Source organism: Alteromonas sp. S167 (assembly GCF_036864375.1).
Taxonomy (GTDB): domain Bacteria; phylum Pseudomonadota; class Gammaproteobacteria; order Enterobacterales; family Alteromonadaceae; genus Alteromonas.
Window position 1 is genome coordinate 79,746 of sequence record NZ_JAZETR010000012.1, and the last position, 11,918, is coordinate 91,663.

Below are 11,918 nucleotides of genomic sequence, written 5' to 3' on the forward strand. Positions count from 1 at the left end.
TTATGCTAAAGCAAATTTTATTTTTATTTCTTATCGGCACTGTGACATCTATCGCGACCGCAAGTGAAGATGTCACCAATTCAAATGACAACCAAAATATATTCCAGAAAGGTAACATCAAAATAGAAGTAAGTATCGATGAAAGCCCCGAGGGCTCTGTAATTATTGCCTCGACTTTTGAAGATGGGAAGCCATTTATCCCTGATTCCTTTTCTATAGAGCTACAGAAGTTAGGTTCAAGCTCAGAAAAATTTGAGTTTCAAACTTCAGAGGGGGTTTTGCGGTCAATAAAAGCTCTGTCTGAACCTCATTCTTTTAGGGCTACTATTTATCTGACTGACAAAAGACGAAAGTATTCCTGGGAGTGGGAAAACTTCGAGGGAAGAACACAGATCTCAAGAGCATTAACTGAAAAGTTTCAATTAGCAACCTCCGAAGTTCAGAGTGGGACCATTGAAAGACATATCGAATTGTTGGGTACTCTTGTAATTCCACCCAAGAACAAGGCTGAAGTTAATGCGCGGTTCTCGGGAGTTGTAGAAACTCTCGCTTCGGATGTTGGTGACAGCGTGAAGGCTGGCGATGTAATTGCAAAAATTCAATCAAATGACAGCTTACAAACCTACATCGTGAAAGCGCCAATTTCGGGTACGGTAGTAAGTCGAAATGTTAATGTTGGGCAGTTGGTTACCAGTGAAACGCTTTATAAAATAGTCGACGCTGAAACGCTTTGGGCAGAATTGAAAGTATTTCCATCCAAGCGGGATACAATAAAGCAGGGCTCTTATATCCACATAAAAAAAGGTTCCCGACAGCAAGATGCAAAGGTCAAATTTCTCATTCCGTCAGGTTCACTTGAACCTTATCAGATCGCAATTGTTGAAATCACTAATACCGAAGGAGAATTCTCCCCCGGCGATATGGTTACAGGTGTAGTTGATGCTCAGAAAGTCGATGTTTCGCTTCGCGTTGAGAATGAAGCTATCCAATCAATGGATGGTAACTCAGTTGTATTTTTAAACGATGGTAACACGTTTCAAGCTGTCCCTGTCGAGCTGGGTATAAAAGATGACAACTTCACTGAAGTAAAGCGTGGCTTAATCGCTGGTCAAATTTACGTATCAAAAAATAGCTTTCTGATAAAAGCGGATCTTGAAAAATCCGGTGCCTCTCACGCTCACTAATCCTGGAGACGATAAATGATTGATAATATTATTCGTCTTTCAGTAGAAAGACGCTTTTTGTTTCTTGTTCTTGCACTAATCTTAATTGGGATCGGCGTTTGGAGCTACCAGCGATTACCTATTGATGCTGTACCAGATATTACAAATGTACAGGTTCAGATTAACACCAAAGCTCCGGGGTACTCACCATTAGAAGCTGAACAACGAATAACATTTCCTGTCGAAACAGCACTATATGGCTTGCCTAACTTATCCTATACACGTTCTATATCGAGGTATGGTCTTTCACAGATTACAGTTATTTTCGAAGAAGGAACGGATATCTTTTTTGCCCGAAATTTAATCGACGAAAGACTTGCTAACCTTAAAAGTGTTTTACCTGATGGCCTTGAGCCAGAAATGGGGCCAATCGCAACAGGGCTTGGCGAAATTTTCGTATATACACTGGAAGGGAAAGATGGAGCAACGTTACCCGATGGCTCGCCGGTCACACCTATGGCTTTAAGAGAGGTACAAGATTGGATCATTCGACCACAGTTAGCCCAGGTTCCGGGAGTAGTAGAAGTAAACACTATTGGAGGTTATGACAAGCAATATCACGTCAATCCCGACCCTGTAAAAATGCTGGAGATGGGAGTCTCGCTTAAAGACATTTCTGAAGCACTATATTTAAACAATGATAATGCTGGAGCAGGCTATATTGAGAAAAATGGCGAGCAACTTCTTGTTCGCTCTCCAGGTCAATTGACAGGGATAAAGGATATCGAAAATGTCGTAGTAGGAAAAAAAGGATCTGTTCCTGTTCTAATAAAAGATATTGGAACTGTAGGCTTGGGTAAGCAGCTGAGGACCGGTGCCGCTACAAGAAATGGTAAAGAGACAGTGATGGGAACGGTCATGATGTTGCTGGGAGAAAACTCAAGGGAAGTTGCAGCTTTAACTGCCAGTAAATTAACTGAAATTCAAAGATCGTTACCAAGCTGGGTAGTTACTGAACCCGCCTATGATCGAACTACACTGGTCGACAAAGCGATAAACACTGTGCAGAAGAACCTGCTGGAAGGAGCATTACTCGTAATTGTCATATTATTTTTACTACTAGGCAATATTCGAGCGGCTCTTATTACGGCTGCGATCATACCTATTGCTATGATGATGACAATCACTGGAATGGTCCAGAGAGGTGTTTCGGCAAATCTGATGAGTTTGGGGGCTTTAGATTTTGGTCTGATTGTCGATGGCGCTGTCATCATTGTTGAAAACTGTATTAGGCGCTTATCTGAAGCGCAACAGCATCACGGCAGACTTCTTCAACTCAAGGAACGTCTAGAAGAAGTGAAAATAGCAACGATTGAAGTAATCAGGCCCAGCTTATTTGGAGTCGGGATCATAACCGCTGTTTATCTGCCTATTTTTACTTTAACAGGCGTAGAGGGAAAGATGTTTCATCCCATGGCAATAACTGTTGTTATCGCTCTTATTGCGGCAATGATTTTGTCACTGACGGTAGTGCCTGCAGCGATCGCAATTTTCATGGGGGGAAAAATCAGTGAAAAGGAGAGTTTTTTAATACGTTGGGTGAAACTGGCTTACGAACCAGCACTTAGGGCTATTCTTAAATTTAAAGCTGCTGCTCTTGGGGCTGCACTAGCGTTTGTTGTCTTCTGCGGATGGTTGGCAACAACACTTGGGTCTGAATTTATTCCTCAACTGGATGAAGGTGATGTCGCTTTACAGGCTTTACGCATAACGGGTACCGGTCTAAACCAATCAATTCAAATGCAAGAATTACTTGAAGGTGCGCTGTTAGAAATTCCAGAGGTAGCGGTAGTCTTTGCGAAAATAGGTACACCAGAAGTCGCTACAGACCCAATGCCTCCTAATGTAGCCGATAGTTTTGTAATACTTAAACCTCGCTCAGAATGGCCTGATCCAGCTAAATCTAAATCGGATCTAGTGGCTGAAATTGAATCAGTCGCCTCAAAGCTTCCCGGTAATAACTATGAATTTACCCAACCAATTCAAATGAGATTTAATGAATTGATTTCCGGCGTAAGGGCTGATGTTGCAGTCAAGGTTTTCGGTGATGACTTAGAGCAATTGTTGGATTCTGCAAATAAGGTTGCTGAGATCGCTGAGTCGATACAAGGTGCCTCAGACACCCGAGTTGAGCAAGTTGCCGGCCTTCCTATGTTGTCCATATTACCAAAACGAGATGCTCTCGCAAGGTACGGTCTTAACGTAGCAGACATTCAAGCACTCGTTTCAACCAGCATAGGGGGTAAGGAATCAGGCATAATCTATGAAGGCGATCGTCGGTTTAAAATTGTAATCAGATTATCTGAAGAGTTGCGTACAAATATTGACAAATTAGAGAGCTTACCTGTTCGTGTCGGCAATAGTTTTGTACCGCTTGAAGAGGTAGCCACTCTCGAGTTAAAGCCGGCGCCTGCACAGATCAGCCGAGAGAATGGAAAGCGCAGAGTTGTCGTAACGACTAACGTACGAGGAACCGACCTAGGAGGATTTGTCGTTGATTTACAAAAAAGACTTAAATCCGATTTAAAAATGAAGGAAGGATATTGGTTAGAGTTTGGTGGTACCTTTGAACAACTGGAATCCGCCAGCAAACGGCTGACTTTAGTCGTTCCGGTTACGCTTGCGTTGATAGTTGGCATACTCATTATGGCGTTTGGGTCTGTTAAAGACGCATTGATAATTTTCACTGGTGTACCACTAGCCTTGACTGGAGGAGTACTGGCACTCTGGATTAGAGATATGCCTCTTTCAATTTCTGCGGGAGTAGGCTTTATCGCTTTGTCCGGGGTCGCGGTTTTGAATGGACTAGTGATGGTCGCATTCATCAGACAACTCTGGCAGGAAAATGGTGATATTTATACTTCAGTAATTCGAGGGGCCATAATCCGGCTTCGACCTGTTTTGATGACTGCGTTAGTGGCCAGCTTAGGCTTTGTTCCCATGGCACTTAATACAGGAACAGGTGCTGAAGTACAAAGACCGCTCGCCACTGTAGTCATTGGGGGAATTATATCGTCAACTTTACTGACACTGTTTATATTACCTGCGCTTTATCAGCTCGCACATAACAAACGCAACTCTTAATCAAATTTTACGCCCGGTATGTTCCGGGCGCACCGGAGCCTCTATGACTCATAATCATTCAAATAGCTCAAACAAAATTGGGTGGGCTTTTCTATTAAATTTCAGCTTCACAATTATTGAATTTATTGGCGGCTGGCTAACGAACAGCACTGCTATAATGGCAGATGCTGTTCATGATCTCGGCGATTCAGTTTCTATTGGAAGCGCCTGGTGTCTCAATAGGTTAGGAGAGAGAGAGGCCGATGAAAATTTCACATATGGGTACAAGCGACTCAGCCTGTTAGGGGCATTTATTAACGGAGCCGTACTTATCCTTGGCTCAATCTGGGTATTATCAGAAGCCATTCCTCGAGTATTAGACCCGGTCGTTCCAAATACAGAAGGCATGATATTACTTGCGATTCTAGGTGTCGCTGTAAACGGCTTTGCTGTGTATAAACTCCAGGGAGGAAATACCCTAAACGAGAGAGTGTTGAACTGGCATTTATTGGAGGACGTTTTAGGCTGGGTTGCTGTATTAATTATTGCCATAGTAATGCAATTTGTCGACTGGCCAATTTTAGACCCCCTACTTTCGATTGGCTTTACGCTTTTTATATTGTTTAATGTAATTCGAAACTTATTAGCAACCTTAAAATTATTTTTGCAAGGTGTTCCAGAGAAAAACTTATACAAACAAGTGTTAGATGAACTCCGGAGTGTTGATAGAGTTGAATATATCCATGACTTAAAAATTTGGTCACTTGACGGAGAACACAATGTTATTACTATACGCGTTGGCAGTGCCTTAAAGACAGTTGAAGAATACAAGTTATTGAAGCTTGATATTTATGATAGCTTGGCCATGTTTGACTTCAGTTACAGCACAGTTGAAATAGAGTTTACTGACGAGCATTCTGCAGTTAATGAGGAGGTGAGATGAAATTCCATTACTCATTAACAATGATAGTCGACAGTAATTCAAGTTTTAATACTAAGCTAAAATTTTATTTGTGACACATTGTCTACAATCATGACTATAGATTTTCATGGAACTTTTTAGTTTGTTCCCCTCATGATTAAATTTTTTGTTAAACTGTAAGGAGAGTGTGATAGATAATAATGCGTAACTAAAGTGGTAAGAGGCAAGATTGAACACGTACCTTCGACATCAACGTTTCTTTCGTGCTCTTACGAGATGTTGAAAATAAAATATAGAGACATTAATGAAATTTATAAGTAACTATAAGATGAGTTTCTTATTTTTTATTAGTGGTATTCTGTGTTTAATCGCTTATAACATAAAAGGCTCGAGTATAGATGAAAATGGTTTTTTGGTTGAATCGTTTGGCTTCATTCCTATATTTTGGCTATTTGAGCTGATGGCATCGCTGACTTTTGCTTTCACTTTCATTAAACTTAAAAAAAATCAGCGAAAGTAAAAGCACGCGAAGAACTTTTTCTAACTGACAATTTTGCTTTGCGATTTGCTATGCAACTCCTGGCTAGTAATTGAAAACTGAACCCAAAGGTTGTTGGGTATTGCCTTTTAGTTATATCAGACTTTAACTTCTTATATTAAAGCTCGCTAATTATTGGCTTTCTATTCTTTTATACACATTGATGAATTTGCACAGTTGGACCCATGTCAGTGCGGTACCTCATCGGTGAGTCAACAGTCTCAAATCAAAAATATCTACACAATGTAGCTAACCACAACAGTGATGAAATTGCGATCGTCACTAAAACAGCCGCTGAGCCTAAATCTTTCGCTAAGCCTGACAGTGGGTGAATCTCTTTTCCAATACGGTCAATAGTTACTTCAATTGCAGTATTTATAATTTCAGCGAACAAAACGAAGAGTATGGAGGAAAGTAAAATCGCCTTTTCCATATAAGGAATTGACCAAAATGCAAGCACTCCCGCCGCTAAGATAAGTAAGATAAGTTCTTGCCGGAACGCTGACTCGTTTTTAACAAGCCATGATATAGCTCGAACTGAGTTTTTCATTGCTAATACAATACGCAACATGCCCTTTGGTTTGGCTTTAGGGTCGAAATGCATTTTTGATGTGGCTTCGTCTATGACTCGCATTTTCGTAAAATATCCTGAGTGGGTTGGTAGGTGCTGCTTTGCACATTAGTAAGACCAAGTAATGTGTCAAAAAGGTTGTCATGCGAATAAGGATGACTGGATAACGACTTTACGCAATCACTGTATTCAGGTTGGCTAAACTTGGAGGCCCAATAAACCATTGGTACATGAGTTTGCTCAACAGGCGCTAAATTATAAGGGAAACCGTGTAAATAAAGCCCTTTTTCTCCCAATGACTCACCATGATCCGATAGATAAAGCATCGACGAATTAGGAATAGTGGAAAGCTGTTCAATAATCTGGCCTAGCACGTAGTCTGTGTATGCAATAGTATTATCGTACGTATTTGTCAGCTCTGCCTCTTCACAATTTTGAATATCACTTCTGGGACAGTCAGGCACGAACTTAGCAAATTTCTCTGGGTATCTCCGGTAGTAAGTAGGGCCGTGTGAGCCAATCATATGTAAGACTATCACTCTATGTTCTTTAGATGGCCTTGAAAGAGTTTCTCTTAAAAGGTCAACAAGTACCTCATCATAACAATAATCTCCATCGCAAAACTTGGGATCTCTGGACGGATCAAAGTCTAGGGTCTTTACCCTCTTGCATACGCCTTTACAGCTACTGTTGTTGTCAATCCAAGTCACGTCAACTCCTGCACGATGAATGATGTCTAAAACATTGTCCTGACTGTCTGCAATACGCGAATCATAATTTTCTCGAGAGAGTCTTGAGAACATACATGGCACGGAGACTGCGGTAGCAGTACCGCAAGATGTCACCTTGCTAAAACTGATTGCACCTGCGTTCTGGATATTAGGCGAAGTACGCCTCGAATAGCTGTTGCTTGAAAACTTGTCCGCTCTGGCTGTTTCGCCAACCACTAACACTGTAATAGATGGGTGTATATTAGCGTTACCTTTTAAGTAGGGACGCTTGTCTAATACTTTGTAGGGTAAAGGCGGATAGAAGTAAGTGTCCCGAAGGTACTTGTACCCTGAATCATAAAAGGCGTAGGGAATAATATACTTCGTTAGATCTTTGTTATTTCTGCCGACAGCTGCATAGCTCTTAAAAAGGAACGTGGCTATAATTGCAATACCCAATAAAGCTAATAAGTTCAGCACTAGAAGGTGCTTGATTCGAGCCTTGAGCTTTCCATTTATTTCCAGATTAAAAATCGCAAATACAGGGATTAATCCCAGTATAGAGAAGAATAAAAAAAGTGTTGAATTTAGATAAGAAAAGGCTTCACCAGAATTTGTTTCCATTACATTCTGTATCATGCTCTTATCGAAAATGACACCATAGGCCAAGGTGCCGTAAAGTAGAATAGAACTTACAACGAAAGCAATTGCAACGGTGGTGCGCGGCAAAAATAGGGCACCAAAAAGACTTAGAAAAATAATATTAAAAAAGGTTAGCAAGAGCGGTACAGAGAGAAAAAACACCCACTCATTCAATGTTACAGGGGCTACAACTTCATAAACAGCGGACAAAAATGGTATGTTAAATATTGCTGCGATAAACAATGAAGAAAGTAAAATGAACTGAGCTGATGTAGGATTGAAATTTAGTGTTCTTGGAAATTTCACAATAAGGTTCTCGTGTACTTCTTAGCACATAAGTTACCTGTCTAAACTTAAATAACGCTTAAGAAAAACTGTAGAATGAAAATTCTCGCATTATTTTTTAATTGTATGAAAACATGTACCTCACGTAACGGGCCTATCTGGGATATAACTAAAGATCTCAGTCGCAGTTTTCGTAAGCGGACACTTTTCGGTTAATGCCTCGTGCGATAATAGTACCCAGTGGGCGCGATGTGCATACCCTACAGACGTTGCCATTTCTTTTTTAAAACAACTATTGCGTACATGTTTTTCATCGACGAGGATGTATCTTCCCTTTTCAGTCTTATCCAGCCACTGGTAGGCGGCAGACAATTGCTGATCAACAGGGGTATGATACCCAAAATGAGTGATGGGATAAGGCGAGAAGAGAATGAACTGTTCAGAAAAATCAACAAGTGCAATAGTTGCATCATGTTTACCAATTTCTTTTTCAATATTTGCAAATACGCTTTTAGGGGTTTTTACATCTTCAAGTAAAGTGTAACCCCAAGTAGCGTACATGCCCCAAAGAGTGCACAAGAAATAGGGCCAGACTTTCCAGTGCTTCCCTCTAGTAGTGATCACCGTAACCAGACACGTCAGTCCCCCCGTTACTAAAAAAAACATCCACGGAGAAAGCCCGAACTTTTCTTCTAACTTTAGGGCGAATGATGCTTTTACTATGCCGGAAAAACCAAACCCCAATAAGCCTACTGATAGTAAAAATACAACGCCCCACAAAAGCCAGGAAAATACTTTCTTATTAACAACTGAATCAAAGTAAGGCGCAGAGATCAGTGCCAGCATCGGCAATGCGGGTAAGATGTACACCCCCCGTTTACCAGGACTTACACTGAAGAAAAGCAGAACAAGTACAATCCAAACCAATGGTAAGTATATGCGGGCATCACCTTTTTTGATTGCGCGATACCAACATGGGATGAGCCATGGGAGAGCGATGCTAATTGGCAACCAGAATAATGGAATAACCTCTACGAGGTAATACCAGAACGGCTTTATGTGATGCCAGGAATCAGCATATCGAGTGACCGTTTGCCTGAAAAGAATATTATCTCTATATAGAGCAAGTGATGTGTTGTGGCTATTTTCGACCAATATCAACATAGGTATAAACCATAGTGATATAGCCAGTAACATCACCACTGCACCCATTATCCACGGTAATACGGACTTTTTAGTTTGCTTCTTAGCTATGTCCCGCTGAGGCCAAAAGTGTCGATGTATCAAGTATGGTATCAGCATCAGGACTGGTAAAAATCCGACCCCTTTTGTGATGACGCCAATTCCCATGAAGAAAAAGGCGAGGTAATACCAACGCCATCGCCTTTCAACTAAGAAAAAGCGCAAAAGACCATAGCATCCGATTGTTATCCAGCAGCAGACCATTGCGTCTATCTGTGCAGACTTGGCTTGAAGCAAAAATTGAAAACTCAATAAAAGAAGTGACGTTGCGATCAGCGCCTCTTTTGTACTCCACAGTCGTTTTGAGATGTCATACACCAAAAAAAGTGTGAGTAGGCTGCATAAAGCAGATGGGAGCAGAAAGGCAATCTTAATTGACCCGAATAGCGCAAAGAAAAAAGCGATAGACCACATAAACACAGGTGGTTTATCAGGATAAAACTCTCCCGCTCTGGCTGGAAAGAACCACTGACCTGTTTCAACCATTTCTTTTGCAACTTGTGCAAAACGAGGTTCGTCAGCAGGCCAGGGATCTCTTAACCCAAGCCCGATAAATATCAACACGCTAGCCAGTACAAAAAGCCAGAAAGTATAATTTGGGTGCTTGTTCTTATGTATAATGGCTAGGCTCGTCTGATTCATTGCTACATTTGCTGCTTTTTGTGAGAGAACGAAGAGTTTTATCGTCATTATGTTGACGATGATAAACCTTAAAAAGATATGCGCTTAGCAAGCTGGAAATCCCAAATAATAGGGCGCTTATGATTATTTTAAGTTCAGAGTTGACTAATACACCCTTACCCATTAATGCAAAAACCGCCATTTGAGGGATGTAGCCAATAGTAGACCCAAAAATAAAAGAGCGTCGTGGAATCTTTGAAACGCCAGCAAAAATGTTTGTGAGTAGATTATTCCCTACTGGCAACAGTCTAATGATAACGGACTTAAGAAAGGGAGAGCGAAGTAGAAAGTGGTCTAACTTGCGCACTCGCATTTCAAAGTGTTGAATAATAATCGGTCTAGCGAAATACCGGGACACTGCCATAACTGTTGCACAGCTGAGCGTAGCTGCTAATGTTGAATAGATGACACCTTCAGCAAATCCAAAGGCATACCCCCCCATAAATGCGACTAACTGGCGTGGAAGTCCGATAGTAAGTAAAAATACTGAGACGGCTAAAAATTTGGCTATCCCTGTCACTCCATTATCACGGGTATGATTGTCTATCCACTCCTGATTAAATGCGTCAAATGAGGGGGAGAGCGAAATCAAATGACTAAAAAACAGAATGGTAAGTACCAGAATGAAGAAACGAAGGAGACTGGAATTCAATTAGATACTCTCTTCATTTTCTAAGATGACATCATTAAGTTTATTACGTTTCTGAAGCCAATAAACTCCTGCCATATCAATTAGTCCAACCCCAAGCCGCCCTAACATATTATATTTTGATTTTCCGAATTGCCTGTCTCTGTGATTCACTTCAACAACTTTAATGATCCCACCTTGTCGTCGGATCAGTGCTGGCAGAAAACGATGCATATGATCAAAATAGGGTAAATCGAGGAATGTTTGTTTTGGAAAGACCTTTAACCCACATCCGGTGTCAGGTGTATCATCATTAAGAAATTTACTTCTTACAGAATTTGCTAGTTTTGACTGAAATCTTTTCCAAGCTGTATCCTTTCTGTCTTTACGATGACCAGCAATGCAAAAGTGACTCCCTAACGGAAATTGAGAGGCCATAGTCAGGAGGTTTGGTATATCAGAGGGATCATTCTGCCCATCCGCATCAAGTGTAACTACAAGTTCTCCATCAGCATGGATCACCCCTGTCCAAATAGCTGTACTTTGTCCCACCGAGTGCTTGTGCCGTAGTACGTTAACTCTTTCAAAGCCACTCGCTTTCAGATAAAGCAGATTCTCAAATGTATTATCCGTACTTCCATCATCAACATAGATGACTTCGAAGTTGGCTACACCTGTTAACGCTCTATAAATTTCCTCAATTAAGGGTTTTAAATTTTTTTCTTCGTTTTTCGCTGGTATTACAACTGAAATTCGCACGTAGCCCTCTGTCAAAGCCTCAAGATCAAGCAAATTCTATTTTCGACAGGAAAACGTTAACAAACAAAACTTAAGATACGCTTATGAAGAGTCATTTAATTGAAGTAATAATGTTTTAATCGCTCAGGAAGGAAGAAAGAGGTGGGTTAAGGAAAACACGCTATAGGAATGTGTTTCGACCAGTTATCGTAGCACTTTTGCCACGGCCCTGGTTTGCACTTACGATCACCTTGTCTTGTTATTGCAAATATTTTGTCCTGAGTAACGCCTGCGGCCAAATAAGCAGCAAAGTCAGTGCTTGAATCGCCAAATGCAGCAAAAAGTGTCCAGCCAGACTCCGTGTAACGCTTTAGAATATTTAGTTTAATGTTTTAAAGTTTTTTCGCTCAGCCGTAGCATTCGCTACCTGAATATTTCCGTCTGGGAAATGGTAACGGGATAAAAAAATGAAATGTTGCACTGGAAGTATATACTTCGCGCAGTCAGATAGATAACTCTGGGGCCGTTATCAGTGTATGCTTGAACAAGTTCAGACGCACTTTCTCTTTCAGAAAAAATGCAGGTGTTACTGAGCATCAGTGTTTCATCGGTGTCAAAAATAACAGCTTTGTCACTCTTACAATTTGGGGGCAGAAATTTCTGTAGAGGTTATTG

General features: G+C 41.0%; 10 protein-coding genes. 4 read left to right on the forward strand and 6 right to left on the reverse strand.

Annotated elements, in window-relative coordinates:
* Window positions 1-2: 2 nt before the first annotated feature.
* The 4 genes from V7R35_RS16475 (at window position 3) to V7R35_RS16490 (ending at window position 5,728) form a co-directional block, all read left to right on the forward strand.
* On the forward strand, window positions 3-1,184 hold the full coding sequence (locus V7R35_RS16475; RefSeq protein ID WP_012516885.1) for an efflux RND transporter periplasmic adaptor subunit: 1,182 nt from the start codon (window positions 3-5) through the stop codon (window positions 1,182-1,184).
* 15 nt (window positions 1,185-1,199) lie between these two features.
* The gene (locus V7R35_RS16480) at window positions 1,200-4,307 is read left to right on the forward strand and encodes an efflux RND transporter permease subunit (protein WP_012516886.1); all 3,108 of its coding nucleotides are present in this window, start codon (window positions 1,200-1,202) and stop codon (window positions 4,305-4,307) included.
* A 43-nt stretch (window positions 4,308-4,350) separates the two neighbouring features.
* Window positions 4,351-5,229: a cation diffusion facilitator family transporter gene (locus V7R35_RS16485; RefSeq protein ID WP_012516887.1), complete on the forward strand. Its 879-nt coding sequence runs from the start codon at window positions 4,351-4,353 to the stop codon at window positions 5,227-5,229.
* A gap of 307 nt (window positions 5,230-5,536) precedes the next feature.
* On the forward strand, window positions 5,537-5,728 hold the full coding sequence (locus V7R35_RS16490; protein ID WP_230962262.1) for a DUF3955 domain-containing protein: 192 nt from the start codon (window positions 5,537-5,539) through the stop codon (window positions 5,726-5,728).
* A 244-nt stretch (window positions 5,729-5,972) separates the two neighbouring features.
* On the opposite strand, the gene V7R35_RS16495 is transcribed toward V7R35_RS16490, so the two are convergent.
* The 6 genes from V7R35_RS16495 to V7R35_RS17870 form a co-directional block, all read right to left on the reverse strand.
* Complete coding sequence (locus V7R35_RS16495) at window positions 5,973-6,380, reverse strand: diacylglycerol kinase (protein ID WP_024015552.1); 408 nt, start codon at window positions 6,378-6,380, stop codon at window positions 5,973-5,975.
* The gene (locus V7R35_RS16500; protein WP_014978034.1) at window positions 6,368-7,975 is read right to left on the reverse strand and encodes a phosphoethanolamine transferase; all 1,608 of its coding nucleotides are present in this window, start codon (window positions 7,973-7,975) and stop codon (window positions 6,368-6,370) included. Before V7R35_RS16500 ends, V7R35_RS16495 begins: the two co-directional genes overlap by 13 nt.
* A gap of 120 nt (window positions 7,976-8,095) precedes the next feature.
* Window positions 8,096-9,838 carry an ArnT family glycosyltransferase gene (locus tag V7R35_RS16505; protein ID WP_014978035.1) on the reverse strand — a complete coding sequence of 581 codons (1,743 nt, stop codon included), beginning with the start codon at window positions 9,836-9,838 and terminating at the stop codon, window positions 8,096-8,098.
* Window positions 9,807-10,529 (reverse strand): TVP38/TMEM64 family protein, encoded by a 723-nt coding sequence (locus V7R35_RS16510; protein ID WP_014978036.1) that lies wholly within the window; start codon window positions 10,527-10,529, stop codon window positions 9,807-9,809. Before V7R35_RS16510 ends, V7R35_RS16505 begins: the two co-directional genes overlap by 32 nt.
* Window positions 10,530-11,264, reverse strand: coding sequence for a glycosyltransferase (locus V7R35_RS16515; RefSeq protein WP_334015976.1), 735 nt, complete (start codon window positions 11,262-11,264; stop codon window positions 10,530-10,532). It lies immediately after the preceding gene.
* A gap of 402 nt (window positions 11,265-11,666) precedes the next feature.
* Complete coding sequence (locus tag V7R35_RS17870) at window positions 11,667-11,897, reverse strand: LNS2 domain-containing protein (protein ID WP_425292847.1); 231 nt, start codon at window positions 11,895-11,897, stop codon at window positions 11,667-11,669.
* Between the last annotated feature and the right edge of the window lie 21 nt (window positions 11,898-11,918).

What these genes read in the sequence shown, in the direction of transcription:
- V7R35_RS16475 (WP_012516885.1), top strand. Translation starts at nt 3, where the DNA reads ATGCTAAAGCAAATTTTATTTTTATTTCTTATCGGCACTGTGACATCT.
- V7R35_RS16480 (WP_012516886.1), top strand. Translation starts at nt 1,200, where the DNA reads ATGATTGATAATATTATTCGTCTTTCAGTAGAAAGACGCTTTTTGTTT.
- V7R35_RS16485 (WP_012516887.1), top strand. Translation starts at nt 4,351, where the DNA reads ATGACTCATAATCATTCAAATAGCTCAAACAAAATTGGGTGGGCTTTT.
- V7R35_RS16490 (WP_230962262.1), top strand. Translation starts at nt 5,537, where the DNA reads ATGAGTTTCTTATTTTTTATTAGTGGTATTCTGTGTTTAATCGCTTAT.
- V7R35_RS16495 (WP_024015552.1), bottom strand. Translation starts at nt 6,380, where the DNA reads ATGCGAGTCATAGACGAAGCCACATCAAAAATGCATTTCGACCCTAAA.
- V7R35_RS16505 (WP_014978035.1), bottom strand. Translation starts at nt 9,838, where the DNA reads ATGAATCAGACGAGCCTAGCCATTATACATAAGAACAAGCACCCAAAT.